Consider the following 26,032-nt stretch of genomic DNA (forward strand, 5'->3'; position numbering starts at 1 on the left):
TTAATGTTTTAGGTATGTTGTTCAATCCTTATTCAAATGCCATTCAAACGTCTCTTTCCCGAACTTCGCTAGAACGTCAGCTTCACTGCCAGGCGGACACCGTGCTTATGGACACCGGGATGGTCCAGGTAATTCACACGACGCACATAATCCACCTGCAACAGACGGAATATGTTATGTACTCCCACCATCAGCTCCACATAGGGCTTTCCGTGCTCCATGATGAAGCTTGACGGCTCACCATCCCGCACAGGAAAGAGATAGAGGCTTCCGTCCTGGTTGAGGCTGGGATTGTTTTTGTCGGTCAACGTTCCGTAGAATGCCTTTACTCCGAAATGTTCACGCCATTTCAGACGACGAAGGAAAGGTATGCGGTTAAGGATTTTACCGTTCATGTCATAATCCACATCAATGGAGGCGTAGCGGTCGCTCAGGAACTCCATATTGGTGAGCATGCTGAAGCTGCCCCGTTGAAGGAAATACGAAGTATTGGCAGGCGCCATCAGCAGCAAGGGGAAAGGAACCTTGTTCCACTGCGCACCCGCCTTCAGCGTGATGTCCATTTTGCCCCACGACGAAAGCCAAAGCCGCTTGTAGATGGAAGCTTCCGTGAGGTGATAGGAATAATCGCCTCCCATCACCCCTTTCAATCCCACGGTATGTCCCAAAGTGAAGACAGGGGCATTACGGTTCACCGGACGACGGGACTGCTTGGTATTAATATAGGTCTCATGCGGTGCATAGCGCAAGGTGACGGATGCTTCGGTTGTAGTCAAGCGGTCAACCAACGTAGGCGTCGCATTCCCGTCGTTGAGTATGTATTGCAATTTGCCGGTCGGTTCATCAACGGTACGGCGCAGCTCCAGCTTGGTCGAGAAACCACTGAACGATTCATACTCATACCGAAAAGCAAGTTTGCGGAAATACATCATCTGGTCCACGGTAGTAGTCTTAAGCGAACCGAACATATTATCCTTGTCCATCGTCAGGAACTTGTCAAGCGGAGACATCACATCCGACTGATAAGTCAGTGCCACAGAATGACGCGGAAACTCAAAAGGCATATAGGCCTTCTTCTCGAAAGAATATTCCACTTCGCCCATGTATTTGGAACGGTGGTCCTTGAACCCATAAGCATAGTAGCCTTTGAAAAAGAGATGAGGATGGAGGTTCGCAGTCGTAGCTCCTCCCATACGCAAGCGCAATCCATCGACATAATTACTGGATACGACCGTACTGAGAGGTCCTATGTCAATCTTACTCGGCGTCTTCTCGGAACCGGTTTCCACATAGTTCTCAGCGAACAGTCGCAGAATCCAGATGACAGGCTTGGCACCGGGAGTCTTCTGCAGATTATCTACAAAATGATCCATCTCTGCTTCCTTTTGGGTCAACGGGAGTGAACGGGCATCCTGCCAGAACCCCTCGTTCTTCAGATAAGCATCCGGACGCATTTCCTCCTTGCGGGCATTTCCGAAAGCCTTCTCATCAATCGGGTCAAACGAAAAATCCGAATAGCGTGTCAACCTCCGCACGACCGCTCCCTGGAATTTCTTGAACGGATAGATTTTGGTAGACATATCATCTACAGACAAGCCCCAATAGCCGTTAGGCATCTTCTCGTAGTCCTGCTTCAAGGACAAGTCTTCCACAAAGTTCACCCCGGTATGTTTCGGCAGATTCATGATGCACCGACGCACCGTGTACGAAGAGTCTGCCAGGACATACAGATGACCGGTAAAGCCAAAATCCTGGGAATTATAGGGTACGAATGTCAGGTGAAAACACTTCTCACGCTCCACGTAAGTCGTGTCCATGATATAATATTTATAGAAGGAGATGGCACCGTCAGCAATCGGACTGACAAATTTCTTACGCAACAGGTAGATACTGTTGTCATAGATATCCACGTCGGCAAATACGTCCTGCAACACTTCATCGACAACATCACCCAAGTGGAACAGATCGTCAATTCCCGACGAACGGACGCCTTCTACCAGGGTCTTCTCACGACGCGGGTCTTTGCGATAGAGCACCTCTGAAGAGGTTTCCTTGACCGAGACCGGGAGAACCAGGTTATCCCCCTCCGGACTGACTTCCAACTGGTCCAACAGAAAAGGCATCTTCTTCAGTACTCCCTTGTTCAGCGACATGGGATTGATATCATCCAAAGAAATGTTCAGCTTCTCATACTTGTGATAGCGGTAATAATCGTTGTCCTCCAAACGGTTCCGCTTCTTGGCAGCAATGACCTTACGCATCATCACCACAGCCGGATTATCTTTTTTCCGGTAACGTTCCCGTCCGGGACGCACGACCATCTCCTGCAACAGTACATTATCCGGCGCCAGCTCAATATTGAGACGTTTGGTTTCTCCCGGAATGATGGCAACAGTCTTCGACTTATAACCAACGGCTGAAAAAGTCAATGAATGCCAGTCCTCTCCAATCCGGACATAGTAGTCTCCACTGTTGTCTGTACGCCCCACTCCCCGTCCTTCATGAGAGATGGATATGTAAGGCAACTTTTCCCGAGTCAAGGAGTCAACCACCACTCCACGAATCTGTGCATTCAAAGGCAGAAACATACTTATCAACCATACGATCAGACCTATCTTATGTACATCACGTCTTGTCATCTTAGTTAGCATTGTAAAGGATGAATTGGCAAAAGTAATCCTTCGCGAACAATATCAGGGAAAAGCCGAATCAGATTAACTATTAATAACATGAGCCTTGAATTCTTGAAAACAGTGTCCAGACACTCTGTTTGTATGGGATTATACAAATTCCTGGATATAAAAACAGATTAACAAACTTCCGTAAATGCCTACACGAAAGAAAGCACACGATGTCCCTTACCACGTGCCTGGAGGCATAAAAAAACGGGCTCTTTTCCCAAAGCACCCGTTTTAAGTTTTCAATAGGTATTAGTTTTTTTAAGGTAAAAAGATTGTTTTCAGGATAACGTTGCAAAGGAACACCCTTTTTTTATAGTATCCAAATATATTTTCATGTTAAAAAACATGTTTTGCATGGATAAGTGTCTTTTTAACAATTGGGCTTCTTCCTTTGCCATGAGATGCTCCAAAGATAGCAGAAAAATACAGGAACCGTGTACATCCGTCGGAAAAAAATTGTGACGCAAATGCAATATCCGATCCGCCTTGCCGACCTTCTATAAAAGGTAAGGATAAGACGAACGGAACGACCAGGGACAGACAAACAGAAAGTACGCGTACAGTTAAAGACGTAAAGAACTTAAGAACTCAAAAACTTAAGACGGAATAAACTGCATCCCAAAAAGAATCATTACTTTTGCTGCCAATTAGATAACAATGACTTACTATGACTGAAAAAACATCGGAAACAGTAGAGAAGAAAAGCTTGAACTTCATCGAGCAAATGGTTGAGAAAGACTTGCAAGAAGGTAAGAACGGAGGAAGGATACAGACCCGCTTCCCGCCCGAACCTAACGGATATCTACACATCGGACATGCCAAAGCCATCTGCATGGACTTCGGTATTGCAGCCAAGCACAATGGCGTATGCAACCTCCGCTTCGACGATACGAACCCTACCAAAGAAGATACTGAATACGTGGATGCCATCAAAGAGGACATCGAATGGCTGGGCTTCAAATGGGGGCATGAATATTATGCCTCTGACTACTTCCAGCAGTTGTGGGATTTCGCTGTGCGCCTGATCAAGGAAGGCAAAGCCTACATCGATGAACAGCCGGCTGAAGTCATCAGCGAACAGAAGGGCACACCGACCCAACCGGGAGTGGAAAGCCCTTACCGCAACCGCCCCATTGAAGAGAGTCTGGCTCTCTTTGAAAAGATGAACAGCGGTGAGCTGGAGGAAGGTTCTGCCGTACTCCGTGCAAAGATTGACATGGCAAACCCGAACATGCACTTCCGTGACCCCATCATCTACCGCATTGTAAAGACTCCCCATCACCGCACCGGCGACCAGTGGAAGGCTTATCCGATGTATGACTTTGCACATGGACAAAGCGACTTCTTCGAAGGAGTAACCCACTCACTCTGTACCTTGGAATTCGTATCGCACCGTCCTCTTTACGACTTGTTCATCGATTGGTTGAAGGAAGGTAAAGACCTTGATGACAATCGTCCCCGTCAGACTGAATTCAACAAGCTCAATCTGAACTATACCCTCATGAGTAAACGAAACCTGCTCACCCTGGTGAAAGAGGGACTGGTCAGCGGATGGGATGACCCCCGCATGCCGACCTTGTGCGGATTGCGCCGTCGTGGTTACTCCCCAGAATCTATCCGTAACTTTGTGGACAAGATTGGCTATACGACCTACGATGCTCTGAATGACCTCGCCCTGTTGGAGAGTGCCGTCCGGGAAGACCTCAATGCACGGTCGACACGCGTATCAGCTGTCATTAACCCCGTCAAACTGGTCATCACCAACTATCCCGAAGGACAAGTGGAAGAGATGGAAGCCATTGACAACCCGGAAGACCCGAATTCACCGACTCACACCATCGAATTCGGACGGGAACTGTGGATGGAGCGTGAAGACTTCATGGAGAATGCACCCAAGAAGTATTTCCGCATGACACCGGGACAGGAAGTACGCCTCAAGAATGCCTACATCGTGAAATGTACAGGATGCAAAAAGAATGCAAACGGTGAGATTGAAGAAGTCTACTGCGAATACGACCCGCAGACCAAGAGCGGGATGCCTGATAGCAACCGGAAAGTAAAAGGCACCCTCCATTGGGTGAGCTGCGCACACTGTGTGCCTGCCGAAGTACGTCTGTACGACCGTCTGTGGAAAGTAGAGAATCCGCGTGACGAAATGGCTGCCATACGGGAAGCGAAGAACTGCTCTGCCCTCGATGCCATGAAGGAGATGATCAACCCGGATTCGCTTACCATCCTGACCAACTGCTACGTGGAGAAGTATGCCGCCGGCAAGAAGCCGCTGGACTACCTCCAGTTCCAACGCATCGGCTACTTCACTCCTGACAAGGACTCCACCCCCGACCATCTGATCTTCAACCGTACCGTGTCACTCAAGGACACTTGGGGCAAGATGAACAAATGAGCATAAGATTGACGAGCCAACAAGGAAGCCTAACGGACTGTAAACACAATCCCCCTGCATGGGAACATGTCCTCCCCTCTTTGTTGGCTCTTCAACTTTTCACCCTCATAACCTATTACCTACATTGTAGACCAACATGAAGACAAGAGAAACTATCCAGATTCTGGAACGACAACTAGACGAAGCACCACACTCACCCCAATTATGGGAGGACCTCGGAGACATGTACATCCAGGCAGAGCAGGTCGACAAGGCTATCGAAGCATACGAGTTTGCCTTGGCTCTCGAACCCGAACGGGAGAGTGCAAAGTGCAAGAAGCACATTGCCTATCTGGCGACGCAGGACCCCAAAAAGCAACAGGCAGGCAAGGCTTTCCTGCAAAAATATTGCGTGGAGCACCCTGAGGACAGTGAACTACAGAATATTGTCGACCACTTCGAGCTGCTGGACAACGTAAAAATCGAGACTTCCCTCTCTCAAGAAATCCAAGAGCTGGAAAAGGATATTCCCTTCGAAGGAGAGCTGGACTGGGAACTCATCCGAGACCCACAGGCAACGACAACAGATTATGACCCAATCATCGACGCACTATGGGTTCATCAGCACTTCAGTACCCTCCACGAAGTAATCAATATACTGATACACCTCCATCCTGAAGATGCCAACCTCTTTATGATGTACGGACGCCTGCTGATGTGCAGGCATGAATACGACCAGGCCAGACGCTACTTCGAAAAAGCGCTTCTCAAAGCGGATGACGACCCTCAACGTGATTACTACCTCGGTATCTTTGGCTACGAATTCCATATCCGCCAGTTCTACCTGGAAGCCTTTGACTATTACTGCCAGATCCGTACGGACGAGGAGCGGTGCGAACAACTCCCCTACATGGCACGTTGCTGTCTGGAACTGGATTATAAACCGCTTTATGGCTATTTTATCGGTCAGCTTGACCCGGCAAACAACGGAGACGACTACAGGAATATCATCCGTGCCTTTCATGACTGTCTGCCCATGAACTTGAGCAACACAGAAGTCAAGGAATTCCTGCTCAAACTGTTCGACCGCTATAATCCTTAAACCTTTCTATTTATTATGGGCTCTATTGCATTCTATCTTCAGTGGTGTCTCGACCACCTGAATTACTGGACCATCACGTTGCTGATGGCCATCGAAAGTTCTTTCATCCCATTTCCTTCAGAAGTCGTCGTGACCCCGGCGGCCTACAAGGCTGCTGAAGGCGAACTGAACGTTGTCTGGGTAGTGGTGTTTGCCACACTCGGCGCCAACATCGGCGCATTGTTCAACTATTACCTGGCTTACTTTGTCGGACGCCCCATCATCTATCGCTTCGCTGCCAGCCGATGGGGACGCCTTTGCCTGATTGACGTGGACAAAGTGAAAAAGGCAGAGGCCTTCTTTGACCGCCACGGTGCCGTATCGACTTTTGTCGGACGTCTGTTGCCCGCCATCCGCCAGCTCATCTCCATCCCGGCAGGACTGGCACGCATGAAACTGTCGACCTTCCTGCTCTACACGACATTGGGAGCCGGTATCTGGAACAGTGTACTGGCCACCGCCGGTTTCTACTTCCAGAAAGCGATGCCGCTTGACGAACTGATGGCAAAGGTGACGGAATACAACGATATCTTCAAGTATATCGTATTCGGCATCTTGGGACTTATCGTGCTCTATTTCGTTTACCTGGCTCTTACCCACAAACGGTCACCCAAGGCGGAATAAAGCCAGCTCACTGCCTGTCGGCTTTTCGGGAAGCAAACAACCAGTCATACAGGAACGGCACGTAACAAACAATCCCTGAAAGAAGCTCAAAGGGGACATGCATCCACACGGCAAATCCTGTATACTGGAACATGGCAAGCCATTGGATGGCGCAAAACAAATAGACAAAGAATCCTGCCATGGAACGGAACAGGGAAGACAGGCTCTGCAACAGGTCGACAACTCCACGGAACTCTCCTGCAGTCAACCCATAGACGGCACCCGGCAGAGCCACAGCCAGCGACAGCAATAACGGCCAACCTGCCAGGAAGGGAGAGCGCTCCAACGTGCCGGTGACACCCAACAGGATTTCATGGCGGGAGAATGTCACCCAACAAAGTATGATCAGATAAAACACCAACGATGCGCCGCCCAACAGCAAGGCCTGCCGGCGCTTGGGAGACAGACCGCCTCTGCGGCGACGGGAAATCACCCGGAAGATGGCTTGTGACAAGCCTGACTTGCGCCATACTCCCAGTCCCAACGTCAGAATGAACAGCGTAAACCAGGGCGATGCCTCCACGTTGGGCAACAGGCTCTGCAGCATCCAGCGGAATCCCTCCGGACTCAGCATGTTGCGCACGGGCCAATCATAGAGATTGCCTATCCAGGAAGCCAGGGCAAGGACAATGCCCGCCAGCAATACCACCAGCGTGGCTCTTCCGCTGTTCCACAGACTACTCATCATCCGGCTCCAGATTATTCAGGTCAAGTATACCCAGTTCAAGTGCACGCACAACCAGACGTACGGCATTCACCCCACTCCGCTCACCCGGTGCAAAGAGCCGGTTGACCAAATCGTTCTGGCGCTTCTCCAGGGACTTCACGCCGAAGGGAATACCTTTCAATCCTGTAATCATCTCCTTGGTATAACCTAGAGCCAGGTGGCGGAGCAGACGCTCGTCGTACTCATCGATGTCATAGTCGATGACAGATTGCTGACGGCGGACCTCGGCTAGCACAGCCTGACGGAACCGCGCTACAATCTTCTCCAGGATGGGCTGGTTGAACACCCATTGCTTGCCCTCCATGACACTCTGCACTTCAGTCTTCGTCAGCAACTCACCGGTCTTCAGGACAATACCGCTGGCACCGGCATCAAGCGCATCTACCCACAGTTTCTCATTCAGAATCTCGCCCGTAAAGATGAGCACCTTGACCTTGGGGTAACGCTTGCGGATGTTTTTGCAGATATCAATGCCCACGGTTGTCGAACCGCCCAGTCCCAAGTCGAGCAGCACCATGTCAGGCAAGCCCTGCTCCATCAGCGACCAGAAGTCCTTCTCGGTCATGGCTGTTCCCATGACTTCGGCTTCGGGTATTTCATTGCGGAAGATTTCTTCCGTACCTTTCAATTCCAGCTTTACGTCTTCGACGATAATTACTCTAAACTTTCTATCCATAGCTCTTTTATTAGTTGACGAGTTGACAAAGAGAACGAGCGGCCCAGGTGTCCGCCAGCAATCCGCTAACGGGATACGGCTTCTCCGGCACGACCTTTACTGGCTTTCGGCACCGTGAACCAGACGGTAAAACCTCCCCCGACTGCCGGCTCGGCATTGATGCGGCATCCTCTCAGCCCGGTAAACTCATCGTGTTCGCGTATGATTTGCTTACATACCAGATATTCTGTCCCCGTCAGCTGACCATCGGGCCCCTTCATGCGCTTCAGGTCGGGATAAAACAGCTCGTTCAGAACTGTCGACGGGAGTGACTGTCGCCGGTCTGTCAGACTGAAGCGGACAAAGTCACCATCCGGTTCCACTTTCAGCTCCAACGTCCCCTCCTCCGGACAGGCATACGCCGCCTCCAGCAGATTCTCCAGGAGGAAGGACAACAAGACCTTGTCGCCCGTCACCCGGACGGCTGCCGACTCTACCTGCAAAGCTAATGTAAAAGAGGATTTCTTATTCCGACGTTTCACATATTTTACTGCTGCTCCTGTCAGGACTTCCACGTCCACAGCCTGCCTGCGGAACGTCACGGCATCCAGCTGTCGCACCGCACAGGAGGTGAGCAACGTAAAGACTCCTTTATAGTAACCCACGAGCTCCTCCATCGCCTTCACTTGTTCCTTCTCTTCCGTGTGGGGCAATCCAGCCAACAGCCGGTCGGCTATCTGCTTGATGCGGTTGGGGTAATAGAGCGTCTCGTGCTTGATGGTCGAGAGGCAATTGTCAAGCACCAGATTCTGTACATGAAGTATGGTCTCTTCACGATAAGCACGTGCCTTGTCGTCGCGCACCAGCTCCAGGTCACGGAACGTCTGTCTCACCCGGATGGTGTTGTTGACCAGCAGGATGCTCACATAGCGTGCCATCAGTTCCAGCAACAAGACCTCTTCGGCACGCAACCGACGCACCGACTGGACCACGAACACACCCGGACACTGCTGCTCGCCGTCCTCTTCCACCAGCAAGGGGAAGCATCCCAGACATCCGTCTTCCGAGAATACGTTGGACTGGGCGGAGATGCACTCATCGACCCAGCGCGTCAACTCACCGTAAGCAGGCAAGGCAGGCCAGAAGACTGTCTCCGTACGGCGTGTTTCTTCACGGCGGAGCCCCACACCCCATGTCTGCAGAGGCAGGAGGTCATTCATTTCATCAAACGCTTCGTGCAAGAGAGCCTTCCATGCCAATCGCCAGTCGGCATCCGTTCCTCCGTCAAGGTTACGCATCGAGACACGCAGCAGGATGCGGTTGACCCGCAGAAGTTGTTCCAGGTTGAAACGGTAGAGCATCCGGTGACGGAAATAGAGCAGGTAGTAACCTGCCAGGAAGACCAGCAACAACGCAATACAGAGAATGATGCTCACGGTGGTGTTGCCCGACGAGTGCTCCATCTCCGTACAGTACGCCTCCAGCGACGCATCACGGCTCAACAGTTTGTAGAGATAAGCGTATGCCGTGTTGTTGTAATGGTATGTATCCCAGTCCTTCAATGCCAAGGCTGCCACGGCAACCTCGTTGCGTATATCCAGGATGACATAGTAGTCGGTATCAAAGTGCTCGCTCCACCAGGCTATCTCTGCGGCATCGCCTGTTCCGTAGAGTGTCATGAGCGGGGCGGAACGAGGCACGTGTTCCGTGAAATGAAGGTTGAGGTAGCGGATGGCTGAATCGGCATAAGCCAAGGCACGTCCGTGTTCCCGGTATACATTGGCAAAGTAAACGGAATCGGCATAAGCATCAGCCCGCTCCAGGTGTTCATCGTAATAGGAAGCCAGTCCGCCGCCTCCCGACGCCGGAGCGGAAGAACGGTTGCACGAGCTCCCCACTCCCATCGCCAACAGGCAGAGCAGGACTCCGACCGTCTTGCGCACCCCACGGGGCAGGCGGAAATAAAAACGGCTGCCCTCTCCCTGACGGCTCTCGACCGAGAAGAGACAGACACGAAAGAGTTCGTTGATCTTGCGGTATTTCTCAATGATGCCCTTGCAGTTCATCAGACCGAAGCCACTTCCCTTGTTACGCCTCAGCTCTTCGTCGGCATCCGTCCCGTGCAGTCCGATAGACGCCGGGTCGTAGACTTTCTCATGCACAATGCGTTCCACATCATCAGGCGACAGTCCCCGTCCGTTGTCCGTCACCGATATCTCCACATAGCTGTCGGTCTCTACCGCCTTCACCTCGATATGTCCCCCCTCGGGAGTGTACTTTCGGGCATTCTCCATCAGCGTGTTAATCATAAAGAGCGTCAGAGCCTTGTCCGCCTTGACACACGCGTCGGTAGGCTGCATGTCGAGCGTCTGCCGTTTCGTGTCGAACGCCTTGCGTCCCTTTGCCAGGATGTCAAACAGTTCCATCAGGCTGAACGTCTCAATGTTCAGGCTCAGCGTCCCCTGACGCATCTTTATCCAAAGTGCCAGAATCTCGTTGTACTCATTGATGCGGGTTGCCAGTTCGTCGATGTAGCGGTACTTCTCCTGCTTCACTTCGGGACGCTCCAGGTAGCCCAACGTCAACAGCTTGTGCACCTCGTTGATGATGCGGTCGATGTACGGGACAATGCCCGTCACAATACTTACGCACGCCTTTTTCACCAGATTCTGCCGCTTGTTGTCGACGATGTGCTGCTCATGGATGTATTTCTCCGACTCCAGCTTCCGGTACTCGCCTCCCAACATGGCAAAGTAGCGTGCATTGCGCACGGCATGTGTCCAGTAAGGACGAATCACCTCCAACAGGGCGCGCTCGTCCTTCGGAAGCCGATGACCGGCTTCAGGCATCATCTCCCCTTTCTCGTCAAGGGTGAAACGACAGCCGAAGAGAGACTCGAAATCAGCCTGCACCGCCTCTGACAGGCAGGTTGCCACCTCTTCTTCGTCCGCGTCCTCGTCAGGGACAGCCACAAGCAACCGACGGCTGAACTCCAGTGCCTGCCGGAGCTTCTCCACGTGTTGTGCGTTATTCTTCCGCCACCGTCGGTTCAAACCGACGAAGACGGCAATGACTACCACAATGGTCAGGATGACTGCCAGCAGCCAGGCATCCAACTGGGCAGACTCCCGTTCCAGACGTTCGTAGCGACTCTCCAGCTCTTTATCCTGACGGGTCACATCGAGGATGTCGAGGTAGATGTTGCGGTTGTAGTCCGACTGGTCCTTCAGACCCATTCCGGCATAGGCTATGCTGAGCTGCTCACGGATGCGGGCAATCCACTCGGGGACGGTCTGTACCTCGCGGCTGTTCATCCAGCGCAGTTCGAGCGGAATGCTGTCCTGCGGATGGTAAGCATACAGGTGATGGATGGAATCGGAACAGGCATAGTAATGATAGTGGTGGTAAGTCACATAGTCAAGCGCCCGCTGCAGGGAGTCGACGGCTTCCGCATAGCGTCCGCGACGGATAAGGCAAGTCCCCAACGTCCGGTAAGCTCCGGCAATCTGGTAAATGTCGCCATAATCGCGGAAACGCTGCAAGGCACGCCGTGCCAGGGACATGGGCAGCAGAGAATCAGGGACTCCATCAGGATTGAGCATCTTCAGTCCGGGCGCCCGCTGTTCCTTCAAGACCTCCATCCGACTCCGGTCCGCCAGCATCTCGGCAAATGCCTGGAGACTGTTCGCCTCAAAATAGTCATAGGATTCTCCTTCGGCAAGACAACGGCTCAGGTAGTCGAACTCCTTCACGGTGATATCTGCCGCATCAACTCCCGGGCACAGCCCTCCGGAACCTTTCATATAAAGGTAGTAGAGCCATTGTCCGGTGTCAAAAGGCAAGGCAGCCACATGGGCTTGCTCGATTTCTTCCAACGATTGGGGCAACTGCTGCAAATAGAAGAAATAGATGCTCGACACGATGTGGAAGTCGGTACGGGCAAAGAGCATGCGCAGACGTTCCGCCCGGCTCAGCTCGGTCTGTTCCTCGTCGATGCGCTCCATGCGCCGCAGGGCGCTGTTACGGTAATCATAAAATCGTTTGTTGTCCGACGTCCGCTGACAAATCTTCATCATCCCCACGTCGGCTACCAATAGCTCTATCTCGTTGCGACAGGAAGCATACACCTTATCCAGCCAGGAAGCCGACTGCTCGAAGTCCATCTGCATGAACGCATGGAACGCCAGGTTATTGTATGCCTGCGCCATGACCGTAGGGTCATCGTGCGACAATGCCAAGGCTCTCTCGGCATAGTAACGGCAAGAATCCAGATTACGATAATGACAACGATAGGAAAGCACGTTCAGCGAGTCGGCTACAGACACCGACACATCCTGCTGCATCCGTCCGCAAGAGAAGAAAACGACGGAAAGCAAGGCAGTCAACAGACAGAATCGCAATGAAAACTTCATAGCATGCAGGCAAATAATTGAACGCATGAAGCAAAGATAGGAGGTTTTGATGAAGTAACCGCATTCCCGGACAGAAAAACCTTGTGACCAGCAAGGAATGTATGTGCCAAGCTCATTTGATAATCAGCCTTTCGCGCATCATCCACAGACCCAGATGAGCATACCAATCAGAAGACCACGGCATGGGAATCTGAGTTCCACGGCATGGGACTGCGAGTTCCACGGCGTGGGACTACGAGTTCCAAAGCCTGGGACTGCGAGTTCCACGGTGTGGGAACCTTTAGGCCTTGCTAAAGACAAAAATAAATACCCGAACGAATCACTTCGGCCGGGTATCCTTGATAAACTTGGCAGAGTTTATGCAATCTATTATAATCTTACAGTAAATCCTGTGTTTGACGGCCGTCGGTCCGGGACGCATGCAGATACACTACGCCCAAGAATGACGCCGTTCTTCTGTCGGGTAACCAACAAATAAAATATAATCGTATGATTCGTCACGTGCTCCGCCTCTTTCCTCGAAAGACGGATACCTTTGTGCAGGCATGGCAGGTCTTCTGACTTGTTTCTGTAAGCAGCGCCTTCCCGACCCTTAGGTCAGTGGCAAGAGTAATTGCTCTTACAATGTGTAGAAACTCACAGCAGCGGGACTGTTCAGGACTTGCACCTGATTCCCTTTTAATCGCTCCCCTGAACAGGTTCGCGAGCCAATGCGGCACAAAAGTAGGGTTTATTTTCAAATCGCCAAAGCTTTTATCACTATATTTGCGCCAGCAAACTTTAATTTTTCGCACTATGCTAGAGAAAGGACTGACTTTTACCGCCCACACGACGGTGACGGAAAACAATACGGCAGCCACACTTGGCTCCGGAGATATGAACGTGTTTGCCACCCCTGCCCTGGTGGCGCTGATGGAGCATGCTGCCATGCTGTGCGTGGCACCCCACCTGCCTGAAGGCAGTACAACCGTGGGCAGCCTCATCCACACATCGCATCTCAAGCCGTCTGCACTGGGTGCTTCTGTAGAAGCTACTGCCGAACTGACGGAAGTGGATGGACGCAAACTGACTTTCCGTGTCTCCGCCCATGAGGGAGACAAGCTCGTCGGTGAGGGTACTCACGTGCGTTTCATCGTCGACCGCGAACGGTTCCTGGCAAAACTGTAAGAAAGGGACGGACAGACGAACCCAAAAGACGGATGGACAAGGGCTGGATTCTCTGAAACAGCAACCTTGTCCATCCGTCTTCTTGTCTCCTCATCCTCACCCGGACAATGCCCTACTTTAACAGAACAGAATCAAGAATATCGCTTCGGATAGCGGAAGAAAATACAAAGCAAAGCCATGATGCCCATACAGAACGGGTAATACAGATAGCGTATGATGTTCAACGGAGAGAGCGAAGCCAGCTCAGCAGCCATCAGCATTTGGGCACCATAGGGGATGATGCCCTGCACCAGGCAAGAGAATGTATCAAGCAGACTGGCACTTTTACGCGGGTCAAGATGAAACTTCTCGGTAATGTCCTTAGCTATCGGACCGACGGTAATAATGGCGATGGTATTGTTGGCCGTACAGCAGTTGGCGATGCTGACCAATGCGGCAATCGTCAGTTCAGCACCTCGCTTGCCATTGACATGACGGGTCAGCTTCTCGATAATGTATGCGATACCTCCGTTGTATCGGATGAGTTCCAGCATGCCACCAGCCAACAGCGTAATGATAATCAGCTCTCCCATTCCACTGATGCCTTGTCCCATCGCTCCAAACCAGCCAAAAAAGTCCATTCCTCCCTCCAACATGCCAAGGAGTCCGGTTGACACAATGCCCAAGAGAAGGACCAACATCACATTGACGCCCATCAGTGCCGTAACGAGGACAATGACGTAGGGAATCACTTTCACCCATTCCACCTGCTGAAGACTGTCAGGTGTCTGTACCCGATACCCTTCAATAATATAAAAAAGAAAGACCACGATAGCAGCCGGCATGACAATGCGACTGTTGACCCTGAACTTGTCACGCATCTCGCATCCCAGCGTCTGCGTGGAGGCAATGGTCGTGTCTGAGATGAATGAGAGATTGTCACCGAAAAAGGCACCGCCGACCACAATGGCGACCATGAATGGTATGTCGACTCCGGTCTTCTCTGCCAACCCCAAGGCCACGGGAGTCAGTGCCACAATGGTACCGACTGATGTCCCTACGGAAGTGGAGATAAAACAAGCTGCCAGGAAGATACCTGCCAGCAGCAACTGGTCAGGAAGAAGATGCAGCGTGAGGTTAACAGTAGCATCGACCGCACCCATGGCTTGGGCAGACTGAGCAAATGCTCCTGCAAGGATGAAAATCCAGAGCATGAGCATGATGTTCTTGTTGGAAGCCCCTTGTGAGAAGAGAGTGACACGTTCCGCTGGAGTGATACCGCGGGTAATGAACAGGGCATAGACAGAAGATACCACGAAAGCTACGGTGATGGGCACCTTATAAAAGTCGTTGACCAACAGGGACACGACCAAATACAAACAGAGAAAGACAAGCAGCGGACTCAATGCCCACAAACTTGGCTTTCTCTGTTGACGGATATTCGGATTCTCGTTCATTGCGTTCCATTTGTATTCAAACGGGCGCAAAGATAACGTTTTTCTGGCTTATATGCGAATGATTAGAGAGTCACTCCATTCTTGAAGATGGCAATCTCACGATAGCCTTTCTTTTCATTATTGGTCAGCTCGCCGCTGGCTACCTTAATAATATAGTCCGTAAAGCGACGGCAAGTCTCTTCCATCGGTTCGTTCTCAACGATGACACCGGCATTGAAGTCAATCCATGTCGGTTTGTTTTTTGCCAACGTGGAGTTGGTCGAAATCTTCATGGTCGGGACATACGTACCGAAGGGGGTTCCTCGTCCGGTGGTAAACAACACCATGTGGCAACCGCAAGAAGCCAATGCGGTGGCTGCCACCAAATCGTTGCCGGGAGCAGAGAGCAGGTTCAACCCCTTTACCTTCAGGCGTTCACCATAAGGCATCACGCCCATTACATAGCTCTTACCACACTTCTGCGTGCAACCCAATGCCTTTTCTTCCAACGTAGAGATACCTCCCGCCTTATTTCCCGGTGACGGATTCTCACCTACCGGTTCACCGTGTGAGAGGAAATAAGACTTGAAATCGTTAATAAGATGTACAGTCTGGTTGAAGAGCTCCTCGTTCTTGCAACGGTTCATCAGGATGGTTTCCGCACCGAACATTTCAGGCACCTCGGTCAGCACAGACGTTCCACCCTGTGCAATCAGATAATCGGAGAACATGCCCAAAAGCGGATTGGCGGTAATACCAGAAAAGCCGTCCGAGCCACCACACTTCAGACCGACACGGAGTTCTGACAAGGGCACTTCTTCACGCACATCTTTGCTGGCAACAGCATAAAGCTTACGCAAGATGCGCATACCCTCTTCGATTTCATCCTCCACTTTCTGGCTGACCATGTATTGTACGCGTTCTGGGTCTACCTCACCGACAAACTCCTTGAATACGTCCGGTTGGTTGTTCTCGCAACCCAATCCGACCACAAGCACAGCTCCGGCATTGGGATGAAGCACCATGTCACGCAAGATCTTCTTGGTATTTTCGTGGTCATCACCCAACTGGGAACATCCATAATTGTGTGTATACGCCATGATAGCGTCCACTCCCTTACCACCCGTTTCCTGACGGAGCTTCTCGGCAAGCTGATTGGCAATGCCGTTCACACAGCCTACAGTCGGGATAATCCAGATTTCATTACGGATACCCACATCACCGTTTTTGCGGCGGTATCCCTTGAAGGTACGGTTCTCATGGGGGATGCCCAGCTCTACATTCACGGGATTGTAGGTGTAATCAAGCAGTCCGGCAAGGTTGGTCTTGATTTGTTTCTCATTGATCCAGTGTCCTTGTTTGACGGGTACTTGTGCATGTCCGATGGGGTAACCATACTTGATTACCTGATCTCCTTCGGCAAAATCCTTCAGCGTGATTTTGTGTCCGGCAGGGATATCTTCGGCTACGGTGATAGTTATGCCGTCTACGGTGATGGTCTCACCGGCCTTGAGTTCCGATATGGCTACAGCCACATTATCAGCAGGGTTGATTTTTAAATACTTGGTTTCCATAATATACGCTTATGTTCTTTAATAATATGATTTCCGAACTGTGTTCTATTAGGGCACGAATTTAAACATTTATTTCTGAATGCGGTTCAATCCAGTCCGAAAAATCTTTGAAAAGGAACAATAATCCGAGCATACTCAGAGCCGGTAAAACGGAAAATACGTGCTCGAACACGGAAGAGCGATAAATTTTGTCCTCAAATAGTTGGCTTTTCGTTTTTAATGACTACATTTGCATAATGTTTAATCGAATCTACTAATTCTAAGATATAATTACTAAACACACACAATTATGGGAAAAATCGTAACATTAGGCGAGATCATGCTGAGACTCTCTACACCGGGTCAGAAACGTTTTATCCAATCAGATGTATTTGATGTAGTATATGGCGGTGGCGAAGCCAACGTAGCTGTAAGCTGTGCAAATTATGGTCATGATGCTTATTTTGTAACCAAATTGCCCAAACATGAAATTGGCCAGTCGGCTGTCAATGCACTTCGTAAATATGGTGTGAAGACCGACTACATTGCCCGTGGTGGTGACCGCGTAGGTATCTACTATCTGGAGACCGGCGCTTCCATGCGTCCGAGCAAGGTCATCTATGACCGTGCCCACTCAGCGATTGCAGAAGCTGAGCCTAGTGATTTCGATTTTGATGCCATCATGGAAGGTGCTGACTGGTTCCACTGGTCAGGCATCACACCGGCTATCTCGGACAAGGCTGCCGAGCTGACCAAACTCGCTTGTGAAGCAGCCAAGCGCCACGGTGTGACCGTATCCGTTGACCTGAACTTCCGCAAGAAACTGTGGACTAAGGAGAAAGCACAGTCCATCATGCGTCCGTTGATGCAATATGTTGACGTATGTATTGGTAACGAGGAAGATGCTGAACTTTGCCTGGGCTTCAAACCCGATGCTGACGTTGAAGGTGGCAATACCGACGCAGAAGGCTACAAGGGAATCTTCGAGCAGATGGCCAAGACCTTCGACTTCAAGTATGTCATCTCTACCCTTCGTGAATCATTCTCTGCTACACACAACGGCTGGAAAGCAATGATTTACAACGGCAAGGAATTCTATACCTCCAAGCGTTACGACATCAACCCGATTATCGACCGTGTCGGTGGTGGTGACTCCTTCTCCGGCGGTATTATCCATGGTCTGTTGACGAAGCCCAACCAGGGTGAGGCTCTTGAGTTCGCCGTTGCTGCTTCCGCTTTGAAACATACCATCAACGGTGACTTCAACCTGGTTTCCGTAGAAGAAGTTGAAAGCCTTGCAGGTGGTAATGCCAGTGGTCGTGTTCAACGATAAACCATGGCTTCAAGCAAGAATGTAGAAACTTTATAAGCATCTAAGAATAAAAAATATATGGCTAAGTTTGATAAAGTAGCCGTGCTGAACAAGATCGGTTCAACCGGTATGGTTCCTGTGTTCTATCACAAGGACGTTGAAGTAGCAAAGAAGGTAGTTAAAGCCTGCTATGAAGGTGGTGTACGTGCATTCGAATTCACCAACCGTGGCGATTTTGCCCATGAAGTCTTTGCCGAAGTCGTAAAATTCGCAGCAAAAGAATGCCCGGAAATGGCCATGGGTGTGGGTTCTGTAGTTGACCCGGCTACAGCTGCCCTCTATATCCAGTTGGGAGCCTGCTTCGTGGTAGGTCCGTTGTTCAACCCCGAAATTGCCAAAGTCTGCAACCGTCGTCTCGTAGCTTACACCCCGGGCTGCGGTTCCGTATCCGAAGTAGGTTTTGCACAGGAAGTAGGTTGCGACCTCTGCAAGGTATTCCCCGGCGATGTTTACGGTCCGAACTTTGTAAAGGGTATGATGGCTCCGATGCCTTGGTCAAAGATCATGGTGACCGGTGGCGTAGAACCTAGCAAGGAGAATCTCACCTCATGGGTGAAAGCAGGTGTATTCTGCGTAGGTATGGGTTCCAAGCTCTTCCCTAAGGATAAAGTAGCTGCTGAAGACTGGCAATATGTAACCGACAAGTGCAAAGAAGCATTGGGTTACATCGCTGAAGCACGCAAGTAATCCGTCTATCGGCATATTCCCAAAACGGGTTGTTTTCAACAAGAGGTTGAAGGCAACCCGCTTTTTTTATGGCAATAGATGTGGAACGACCACTTTTCTTCCTATCTTTACCTCCCCTATCCTGAGCCTTACTACCTATTTCTTGGTAGACAAAGGCTGGAAATACCTACAAATGGGGATTGGCTGTTCAAACAGTTTCATGTTCCTTTGTATACTAATTATTGGATATCCACTAAACGGATATTCAGCATAAAAGCTCTATGTATGGATTATAAAAGCGTCAAATTCATGCCCTCCGACAAGATGGGCGATTTAATAAACCACGATTACAAGTTGTTGTTGGTGATGAGCCGTTTCGGATTGCCATTAGGCTTTGGTGACAAGACGGTGGAACAGGTCTGCCGAGAGAAGGAAGTCAATTGTCCGACATTTCTGGCAGTAGCAAACTTCATCCATGAAGGGAACAACCTGTTGGAAGGTAACCTGTCGCAAATCTCCGTCCGTGACTTGATGGACTATCTCAAGCAGGCACACAGCTACTTCTTGGATTTCTTCCTGCCTTCCATCCGCGAACGGCTCGTGCAAGCCATCAGCAAGTCCATACACAGCGAAATCACCTACCTTATTCTGAAATTCTTCGACGAATATGTGGCAGAGGTCCGCCGACACATGGAATATGAAGAAATGAATGTATTCACTTATGTCGACGCCCTGCTGGACGGTACTCCAGACAGTCGCTATACAATCAGTGTCTTTGCCCGCCGCCATAACCAAATCGGGATGAAGCTGGTGGAGCTGAAGAACATCATATTAAAATACTATCCTGAACAAGGAAACAATAATCTGCTCAACGCCGTATTGATTGATATCTTCAGTTGTGAAGAAGACCTTGCGTCACATTGTAAGATTGAAGACTTCCTGCTCGTGCCGGTAGTCCGTCAGTTGGAAAAGAAAAAAGGAATATTATGAAAGACGATGTAATGTGGATTGCTGTCGCAGAGTCATCGGCAATCGTGCGTCATGGGATGCTTACCATCCTGAAGCACATGCCCGAGACAGCACATGCCATCCAGCTGATTGAAGTCAGCTCTTTGGAAGCTTTGGAAAATTGCATGCAGAGTCATGTCCCCGATGTCCTGATTGTCGACCCGGCTTTTGAAGGATGGTTCAACATCGACAACTTCAAAGCCGACCAGCAGGCTGCTTCCGTCAAGTGTATAGCCTTACTGTGCAACATGACGGACCAGAACCTGTTGAAGAAATATGATGAGTCAATCACTCTCTATGACAACGAAGAAGTAATTTATACGAAAATAAATGCGCTTTTCCAGTCTCAGAAAGAAGAGGAAGATACCGACACCGATACACTGAGTCAGCGGGAACGAGAGATTATTACATGTGTAGTCAAGGGAATGACAAACAAGGAGATTGCTGAAAAGCTTTTTATCTCCATCCACACCGTGATTACTCACAGACGGAATATCTCCCGCAAACTTCAAATCCATTCTCCCGCCGGACTAACTATCTATGCGATTGTCAATAACCTGGTTGAATTGGGTGATGTAAAGATGTAAACTGTTCGTTTTTGCGCCCCATTCTACCTATAAATAGGGATTCGGCATGTGCAATATACCTTCTAATAGGGATTGCAGGAACAGTGAAACCCCTCTATCTTTGCAATGTCATTAAGAAAGATAAGTTAGTTAGTCATAAAAATTACGTAACCACAATTTATTAATTATTAGTACATAAATTGCAGGCTCGCCCCCCGAAGTGATTTCGCGGGGCGAGCCTGTTTTTGTTAAAGCAGAATGCAACCAGCCTCAGGTTACTATTTTTGAGGCATCAGCGTTTCCGTCCCTGCTGGACGAGAACGGCGAACGAAAGACGTTTGAACGCTTTTTGAACGATGTTCGGAAGGTCGACGAGACCTACAACTCCCACTACCTGCGTGCGGAGTACAACTTCGTACAATCATCGGCGGAGATGGCGGCCAGGTGGGAGCGGTTCTCGGAGGACGGCGACCGCTACAACCTGCAGTACCGCACGGCAGGCGACGACAAGGTGCGTCCGGAACATGCCGCGCTGAACGGTGTGACCCTGCCGCCCTCTGACCCGTTCTGGGAGGAGTACTACCCGCCCAACGGCTGGAACTGCCGCTGTACCGTGGTGCAGGTGCGCAAGTCGAAATACCCCGCCACGCCCCACGACGAGGCGATGGCACTTGGCGAGGAAGCCCTGCAACGGGACACGAAGCGAATGTTCCGGTTCAACCCCGGCAAGGAGCAGAAGACCTTCCCCGACTACAACCCCTACACCATCCGCCGGTGTCGCGACTGCGACATTCCCAAGGGCAAAGTCAAGCTGGCAAGGTTCGTTCCGGAGAATGAGGTGTGTGAGGCGTGTAAATTGGTACGCGCCCAGAAGACTGACAACATAGACGCTTCTGAGCGTATTCAGAGGTATGATGAAAAGACATGGGAGCGAACGTATATCTCTCCAAATAATACTGGATTTGTAGTCACTCAACTCGAACGTATAGCAGAGGCGGGCGCAAGCAAGTCTGAACGACAAAAATTTGAGAAAGAAATGCGCATGTGCAAAGTACTGGCCGATAATGGGCATGATATTAAATATTTACAAGGGGTGAATCGTCCAGCAGGTCAAACTTACGACATTATCCTTGACAATATAAAAGCGGACCTCAAATGTATTACAGGGGGTGCTGGCAATATCGTGAAGTATGCGAAGAAAGCACTGACCAAACAGGGTGGTGAGGCTGTAGTTTTTGAAATACCCAACCATAGTCCAGAGTTTTACGCTGCACTGGCTGAAGCAAGAAGGAAATGTGCTGGAAAGATATTCTTTTATTTCATCGATAACATGGAATTAAAAGAAATCAGATAAAAAATAAGGTCGCTGATAAGCGACCTTGTGGCGGTACACGGTCATTACTTCGACCCTGTCCCTACATCTCAACATAACATTGGGATGCACTGCAAAAGTAATAACAATTTTCTAAACCACATCAAGATATGGAGGAAAAGATACAAGATGAGAAAATCAGGGAGGCTCTCAGCGCCTCAGTAGAGCATACGCTGCGCTTGCCGATAAGAGGATTATCCCCACGCACAACAGCCAGGGGAAGATTCTTGCAAGCCATGAGGCTGTGGGTGAGGAGACCTGTCCGACGACAGCCACAGAACCTTCTTGATATTGCCTTAAAGCATTCGAAAGCGCTTTCAACCTTAGTTTGTACTGCAAAAAGCAATACAACACACCGGCAAGGACTGTCAGCAACAGAAATAACACACTCGCTACTGTCAGGCAGCGAAGAAGCATACTCCCTCGTGACATGTCACCAAAAACAGAGATTATGCCTATTAAGGTTGCGGCTGTGCCTGACAGATGGCGTATTAACGATTCATGCTGAAGCTCCACTTTCTCTTTGGCTTCAATCAGCTCTCGAACAAAACCATTCCAACCTTCTCCTGTATCATGTAGTACTGTCATCTTTTTTAGGCGCAAAGGTATAACATTTCAATGTAAAAGCCCCGGCGGTAACTGTCCGTCGGGGCTTCATCGTTGCGACTCGTGCGCCCTATCTCAACAGGTAACGCACGGCATAGCTGTCGATGCTCTCCAGTATCTCCTCGTGGTTGTGGTTCGTGTTCGTCTCCATCAGCGACAGTCCGTTGAAGCTCTCCCCGCTCAGTCCGTCAAGAGCCTTATAGACCCGGCGGCTGAGGTCGAAGGCTGCATCGTGCCCGCCCTCTGTCCAGTCGGTCACCAGGTGGATGGTGACGATGCCTCTGCCGCGCTGACTGCCGCCCTGGAACGGAGCCCACTCGATTTTCCCAAACTCTAATTGTACTTTTGAGCTATCAGAGACAGCCTGGACATTCTTCTTTTTAAGTATCCATTCGTTGTGATTTGCTTCTAAATTACTACCTTTGAGCTATCAGAGACAGCCCAGATACGGCAATATCCAGAAGCCCGAAAGTTGTGATTTGCTTCTAAATTACTACCTTTGAGCTATCAGAGACAGCAGTGATACGCATACCCTATTCCCCTTTCAGTTGTGATTTGCTTCTAAATTACTACCTTTGAGCTATCAGAGACAGCTAGGTCTTGCCATAATCAATTTATTTTTTGGTTGTGATTTGCTTCTAAATTACTACCTTTGAGCTATCAGAGACAGCTATTATTGAAAGTTTTTGAAAAATTAACTAGTTGTGATTTGCTTCTAAATTACTACCTTTGAGCTATCAGAGACAGCGCGTACCGCCTTGGTGTCGTGGCAGACCTTGTTGTGATTTGCTTCTAAATTACTACCTTTGAGCTATCAGAGACAGCCCACGTCGCAGGCGGGGCCGTCCTGGTACTGTTGTGATTTGCTTCTAAATTACTACCTTTGAGCTATCAGAGACAGCAGATTATATACTATTCTCTGAATATAAACAAGTTAAAGGTTCTATTAGGAAAATAAAAAAAGGCTGTTTCAAAACAATAAATCCCACTCTGAGGTGGGATTTATTGTTTCTAGAAGAATTCCAATTGCTGCTCTGCCCAACAGCTATCATCAAAGGACTCCGCTTGCCAGATATTTACACATCGAGCGCAGGGGTAGACAGCAACTCCGCTTTTTGACTTTTCGTGAGTTCTACTTTGCTCATATCATATCGTCCAGACATTTGAAAGACCAACCTATCAACATATGGACGATAAGGTTCCATAATATCATCAGCCAAACAATATGCATTGTAACGATTATGATGATGGATGCCAAGAGTAGGTTTTTCATGAGAGTGAGCTTGGCAGGCTTCATTCCGTATTCCCGTTTGATCGTATGGCAAAGACTATGGGCCTGTCAGAACAGCGACTGGAACGCAGGAACATCTTCAGTCCTTCAGCTAAGATTGCCCTCATGGTCCTGAAGACGTACACCGGCTTCTCTGACAGACAGCTAGTGGAACATCTTAACGGAAACATACACTACCAGATGTCCTGCGGAATCATGATCTTTGTTTTAATGTTACCCCGAACTCACGTATATAGTCACCTCCCCAAAAATACTTTCTTGATGAACGGGGCAAGAGGAACAGACACTTGGCTTTGGAACTCCACAAAACAGTTGTAAGAGACAAGCTATGGAAACAAATGACGCATGTGCTGGCAAACCTTTTCAATCCCGTTGTTTGAAGGTTTTGAGCGTGTATTTTTCCATCATAGCGTCAAAAAACTTGTAGAAGTCGTCTGCCATACAGAATATTTTTCTCTATAAAACTCATCGGTCGGGGAACGGCCAGCGCCAAGGGGCGGGACCACCCGTCCCGACGAGCGTAAAATTACAATAATTTAAATCGCTCTCCAAACTTTATGGCTAATTGTTGCGAGATTGTAGCCCAGTTAGCCAGTGGCATGGTCCACTTTTTCTGTATATTGCGGTATGCAAGATAAACCAGTTTTTCAAGGGCTGTATCCGATGGGAACACGCCCTTGTTCTTTGTTACCTTACGTATCTGTCTGTGATAACCTTCAACTGTATTTGTGGTATATATGAGTTTACGTATTGCCGGAGTATATTGAAAGTATTCAGACAACCTATCCCAGTTCTCCTGCCAGGATCTGATAACGATAGGATACTGTTCACCCCATTTTTCATCCAGCCTGAGAAGTTCATTCTCTGCAGATTCTTTATTAACAGCCTGATAGACGCATTTTAAATCCTTAAGGAATTCCTTCTGGTTTTTGGAACCTACATACTTGATGGAATTACGTATCTGATGTACTATACAAAGCTGTACGGCTGTATTAGGATAAACACTTTGAATGGCTTCAGGAAACCCTTTCAAACCATCTATACAGGCTATAAGAATATCTTCAACTCCTCGATTCTGAAGATCTGTCAGGACACTAAGCCAGAAGTTAGCGCCTTCATTTTTAGATATATACATGCCAAGAAGTTCTTTGTGACCATCCCAATTAATACCCAATACATTATAGATTGCACGGGATACTGCACAACCGCGTTCATCTGTCACTTTATAGTGAATGGCATCCATCCAGACTATTGGATAAACTGAATCCAACATACGGGATTTCCATGCCTTTATTTCCGGAAGTACACGGTCGGTTATGGCACTGATTGTATCGGCTGAAACACGATTACCAAGGTTTTCTTCCATCCAGTCACTGATTTCCCTTGTGCTGTTTCCCAACGCATAAAGACCTATTATACGGTCAGCAACTCCTTCTGCAAGAATTGTCTCGCGTTTCTTTATAAACTGAGGTTCAAAACTTGAATTACGGTCACGAGGGGTAGAAACCGTGACCTCACCCAATGGAGTCTGCACCTGTTTCTGCATCTTACCATTACGGCGATTACCCAATTGACGTTCTGCATCGGTAAGATGGGCGTCCATCTCACCTTCCAAGGCTGCATTCAGAATACTTTCCAATAAAGGAGCAAATGCACCATCTTTACCCAACAAGGGCTTACCTGCTTTTAGTTGTTCGATTGCCTTGTTCTTGATACTCTCAAAATCAAATTCTTCTTTCATACAAAAAAACTGTGTTAGCAAAGTTAATATTTTATTTATTTTCTTTGCTGACACAGTTTAATTTACATTCTCAGAAGGTGCGCTTTTTGACACACCTTCTTTTTTCATTTTCTGCCACAACTGGAACCAATACTCCTATAAAGCCGTTCCACATATAGAACATCAGGCAGTCTGAACAATTTCGGCGACTTCCCTCCGAAAAAGCTGGACTACATTCGCCGTGTGGATGCCCTTGCCTTGATTCGTTTCAAGCCATAGTGTTCCTTCTGCATTCCGAACGAACCCTCCATCTTTGTCGCCCTCACCCTCGCCAATTCTTTGCGGATGATATCATTCTTTTTCTTCACGAGCCCCGGACGACCTCTCTTTACAAACGAAGTCTGTATCCCTCATTGAAAGCATTGAACGACAGCTTCTCGATGAAGGAGAGTCCGTCAATCAGGATATTGTTGCACTTTGCTCTGAACTTCACTCTCTTCACTTCCTTACCTTTCACGATCGGTCTCACATAGGGTTTGCTGATGCTCACTATCCTGTCTTTCACGATCTATCCTCACATCGCAGAATAGCTGGTAGTGGATGTAAGGGAAGCTTAAGAGATATTCCATAGAAA

General features: G+C 49.3%; 18 protein-coding genes, 3 pseudogenes, 1 CRISPR repeat array and 1 riboswitch. Of the genes and pseudogenes, 10 read left to right on the top strand and 11 right to left on the bottom strand.

From position 1 onward, the window contains the following. Positions 1–68 precede the first annotated feature (68 nt). Positions 69–2,639, bottom strand: coding sequence for a DUF5686 and carboxypeptidase-like regulatory domain-containing protein (locus M3087_RS07610; protein WP_249094787.1), 2,571 nt, complete (start codon positions 2,637–2,639; stop codon positions 69–71). Positions 2,640–3,348: 709 nt separating this feature from the next. On the opposite strand from M3087_RS07610, the gene M3087_RS07615 reads away from it, so the two are divergent. The 3 genes from M3087_RS07615 (at position 3,349) to M3087_RS07625 (ending at position 6,829) form a co-directional block, all read left to right on the top strand. Next, positions 3,349–5,085, top strand: a complete 1,737-nt coding sequence (locus M3087_RS07615; RefSeq protein ID WP_022385785.1) for a glutamine--tRNA ligase/YqeY domain fusion protein — start codon at positions 3,349–3,351, stop codon at positions 5,083–5,085. A gap of 136 nt (positions 5,086–5,221) precedes the next feature. Further along, positions 5,222–6,166, top strand: a complete 945-nt coding sequence (locus tag M3087_RS07620; protein WP_249094789.1) for a hypothetical protein — start codon at positions 5,222–5,224, stop codon at positions 6,164–6,166. A gap of 15 nt (positions 6,167–6,181) precedes the next feature. Beyond that, positions 6,182–6,829, top strand: coding sequence for a DedA family protein (locus tag M3087_RS07625; RefSeq protein WP_022385787.1), 648 nt, complete (start codon positions 6,182–6,184; stop codon positions 6,827–6,829). Positions 6,830–6,836: 7 nt separating this feature from the next. On the opposite strand, the gene M3087_RS07630 is transcribed toward M3087_RS07625, so the two are convergent. The 3 genes from M3087_RS07630 to M3087_RS07640 form a co-directional block, all read right to left on the bottom strand. Then, a complete protein-coding gene (locus M3087_RS07630) occupies positions 6,837–7,556 on the bottom strand; it encodes an AbgT family transporter (protein ID WP_249094791.1) in 720 nt (239 codons plus the stop codon). Further along, positions 7,546–8,271, bottom strand: a complete 726-nt coding sequence (locus M3087_RS07635) for a DUF5932 domain-containing protein (RefSeq protein ID WP_022385789.1) — start codon at positions 8,269–8,271, stop codon at positions 7,546–7,548. The genes M3087_RS07630 and M3087_RS07635 overlap by 11 nt, the downstream gene beginning before the upstream one ends. Positions 8,272–8,336: 65 nt before the next feature. Further along, positions 8,337–12,662: a DUF5113 domain-containing protein gene (locus tag M3087_RS07640; protein ID WP_249094792.1), complete on the bottom strand. Its 4,326-nt coding sequence runs from the start codon at positions 12,660–12,662 to the stop codon at positions 8,337–8,339. Positions 12,663–13,191: 529 nt separating this feature from the next. Then, positions 13,192–13,389: riboswitch (cobalamin riboswitch) on the bottom strand. 68 nt (positions 13,390–13,457) lie between these two features. Between M3087_RS07640 and M3087_RS07645 the strand changes: the two genes are divergently transcribed. Continuing rightward, the gene (locus M3087_RS07645; RefSeq protein WP_106485080.1) at positions 13,458–13,829 is read left to right on the top strand and encodes a thioesterase family protein; all 372 of its coding nucleotides are present in this window, start codon (positions 13,458–13,460) and stop codon (positions 13,827–13,829) included. A 131-nt stretch (positions 13,830–13,960) separates the two neighbouring features. On the opposite strand, the gene M3087_RS07650 is transcribed toward M3087_RS07645, so the two are convergent. Continuing rightward, entirely contained in the window at positions 13,961–15,265 is a 1,305-nt protein-coding gene (locus M3087_RS07650) for a Na+/H+ antiporter NhaC family protein (protein WP_249094794.1), read from the bottom strand. Positions 15,266–15,327: 62 nt separating this feature from the next. Further along, on the bottom strand, positions 15,328–16,818 hold the full coding sequence (locus M3087_RS07655) for a UxaA family hydrolase (protein WP_249094796.1): 1,491 nt from the start codon (positions 16,816–16,818) through the stop codon (positions 15,328–15,330). A gap of 289 nt (positions 16,819–17,107) precedes the next feature. Here M3087_RS07655 and M3087_RS07660 point away from each other — a divergent pair, with 289 nt between their 5' ends. The 5 genes from M3087_RS07660 (at position 17,108) to M3087_RS07680 (ending at position 21,763) form a co-directional block, all read left to right on the top strand. After that, positions 17,108–18,130 carry a sugar kinase gene (locus M3087_RS07660; protein ID WP_022385795.1) on the top strand — a complete coding sequence of 341 codons (1,023 nt, stop codon included), beginning with the start codon at positions 17,108–17,110 and terminating at the stop codon, positions 18,128–18,130. A 57-nt stretch (positions 18,131–18,187) separates the two neighbouring features. Then, complete coding sequence (locus M3087_RS07665) at positions 18,188–18,856, top strand: bifunctional 4-hydroxy-2-oxoglutarate aldolase/2-dehydro-3-deoxy-phosphogluconate aldolase (protein ID WP_022385796.1); 669 nt, start codon at positions 18,188–18,190, stop codon at positions 18,854–18,856. 264 nt (positions 18,857–19,120) lie between these two features. Continuing rightward, a complete protein-coding gene (locus M3087_RS07670) occupies positions 19,121–19,825 on the top strand; it encodes a hemerythrin domain-containing protein (RefSeq protein WP_022385797.1) in 705 nt (234 codons plus the stop codon). Then, positions 19,819–20,430 (top strand): response regulator transcription factor, encoded by a 612-nt coding sequence (locus M3087_RS07675; RefSeq protein WP_199881962.1) that lies wholly within the window; start codon positions 19,819–19,821, stop codon positions 20,428–20,430. The genes M3087_RS07670 and M3087_RS07675 overlap by 7 nt, the downstream gene beginning before the upstream one ends. A 259-nt stretch (positions 20,431–20,689) precedes the next feature. After that, positions 20,690–21,763, top strand: a complete 1,074-nt coding sequence (locus M3087_RS07680; RefSeq protein WP_249094867.1) for a phage minor head protein — start codon at positions 20,690–20,692, stop codon at positions 21,761–21,763. Between the two features lie 168 nt (positions 21,764–21,931). Here the strand turns inward: M3087_RS07680 and M3087_RS07685 are convergent, their stop codons facing one another. The 3 genes and pseudogenes from M3087_RS07685 to M3087_RS07695 all read right to left on the bottom strand — a co-directional run. Continuing rightward, the gene (locus M3087_RS07685; RefSeq protein ID WP_249094799.1) at positions 21,932–22,369 is read right to left on the bottom strand and encodes a hypothetical protein; all 438 of its coding nucleotides are present in this window, start codon (positions 22,367–22,369) and stop codon (positions 21,932–21,934) included. An 88-nt stretch (positions 22,370–22,457) separates the two neighbouring features. After that, entirely contained in the window at positions 22,458–22,646 is a 189-nt protein-coding gene (locus M3087_RS07690) for a hypothetical protein (RefSeq protein WP_249094800.1), read from the bottom strand. Positions 22,647–22,781: 135 nt separating this feature from the next. Then, positions 22,782–23,289: direct repeats of the CRISPR family, unit length 47 nt; unit sequence GTTGTGATTTGCTTCTAAATTACTACCTTTGAGCTATCAGAGACAGC. 177 nt (positions 23,290–23,466) lie between these two features. Beyond that, positions 23,467–23,652: pseudogene (locus M3087_RS07695) on the bottom strand (CRISPR-associated endonuclease Cas1); the annotation flags it as partial. 2 nt (positions 23,653–23,654) lie between these two features. On the opposite strand from M3087_RS07695, the pseudogene M3087_RS07700 reads away from it, so the two are divergent. After that, positions 23,655–23,879, top strand: a pseudogene (locus M3087_RS07700) (transposase); the annotation flags it as partial. Between the two features lie 325 nt (positions 23,880–24,204). On the opposite strand, the gene M3087_RS07705 reads toward M3087_RS07700, so the two are convergent. Next, on the bottom strand, positions 24,205–25,419 hold the full coding sequence (locus M3087_RS07705; protein ID WP_249094804.1) for an IS256 family transposase: 1,215 nt from the start codon (positions 25,417–25,419) through the stop codon (positions 24,205–24,207). Positions 25,420–25,649: 230 nt separating this feature from the next. Further along, positions 25,650–25,963 (bottom strand): annotated as a pseudogene (locus M3087_RS07710) (DDE transposase); the annotation flags it as partial. Positions 25,964–26,032 lie beyond the last annotated feature (69 nt).

Origin of the sequence: Mediterranea sp. ET5, assembly GCF_023337025.1 — a bacterium.
Lineage (GTDB): Bacteria > Bacteroidota > Bacteroidia > Bacteroidales > Bacteroidaceae > Phocaeicola_A.

Excerpts from the sequence above, each read along its gene's own strand:
- M3087_RS07645 (WP_106485080.1), top strand. The coding sequence starts at position 13,458 with ATGCTAGAGAAAGGACTGACTTTTACCGCCCACACGACGGTGACGGAA.
- M3087_RS07630 (WP_249094791.1), bottom strand. The coding sequence starts at position 7,556 with ATGATGAGTAGTCTGTGGAACAGCGGAAGAGCCACGCTGGTGGTATTG.
- M3087_RS07685 (WP_249094799.1), bottom strand. The coding sequence starts at position 22,369 with ATGACAGTACTACATGATACAGGAGAAGGTTGGAATGGTTTTGTTCGA.
- M3087_RS07635 (WP_022385789.1), bottom strand. The coding sequence starts at position 8,271 with ATGGATAGAAAGTTTAGAGTAATTATCGTCGAAGACGTAAAGCTGGAA.
- M3087_RS07650 (WP_249094794.1), bottom strand. The coding sequence starts at position 15,265 with ATGAACGAGAATCCGAATATCCGTCAACAGAGAAAGCCAAGTTTGTGG.
- M3087_RS07615 (WP_022385785.1), top strand. The coding sequence starts at position 3,349 with ATGACTGAAAAAACATCGGAAACAGTAGAGAAGAAAAGCTTGAACTTC.
- M3087_RS07705 (WP_249094804.1), bottom strand. The coding sequence starts at position 25,419 with ATGAAAGAAGAATTTGATTTTGAGAGTATCAAGAACAAGGCAATCGAA.
- M3087_RS07620 (WP_249094789.1), top strand. The coding sequence starts at position 5,222 with ATGAAGACAAGAGAAACTATCCAGATTCTGGAACGACAACTAGACGAA.
- M3087_RS07660 (WP_022385795.1), top strand. The coding sequence starts at position 17,108 with ATGGGAAAAATCGTAACATTAGGCGAGATCATGCTGAGACTCTCTACA.
- M3087_RS07655 (WP_249094796.1), bottom strand. The coding sequence starts at position 16,818 with ATGGAAACCAAGTATTTAAAAATCAACCCTGCTGATAATGTGGCTGTA.
- M3087_RS07665 (WP_022385796.1), top strand. The coding sequence starts at position 18,188 with ATGGCTAAGTTTGATAAAGTAGCCGTGCTGAACAAGATCGGTTCAACC.
- M3087_RS07640 (WP_249094792.1), bottom strand. The coding sequence starts at position 12,662 with ATGAAGTTTTCATTGCGATTCTGTCTGTTGACTGCCTTGCTTTCCGTC.
- M3087_RS07610 (WP_249094787.1), bottom strand. The coding sequence starts at position 2,639 with ATGACAAGACGTGATGTACATAAGATAGGTCTGATCGTATGGTTGATA.
- M3087_RS07670 (WP_022385797.1), top strand. The coding sequence starts at position 19,121 with ATGGATTATAAAAGCGTCAAATTCATGCCCTCCGACAAGATGGGCGAT.
- M3087_RS07625 (WP_022385787.1), top strand. The coding sequence starts at position 6,182 with ATGGGCTCTATTGCATTCTATCTTCAGTGGTGTCTCGACCACCTGAAT.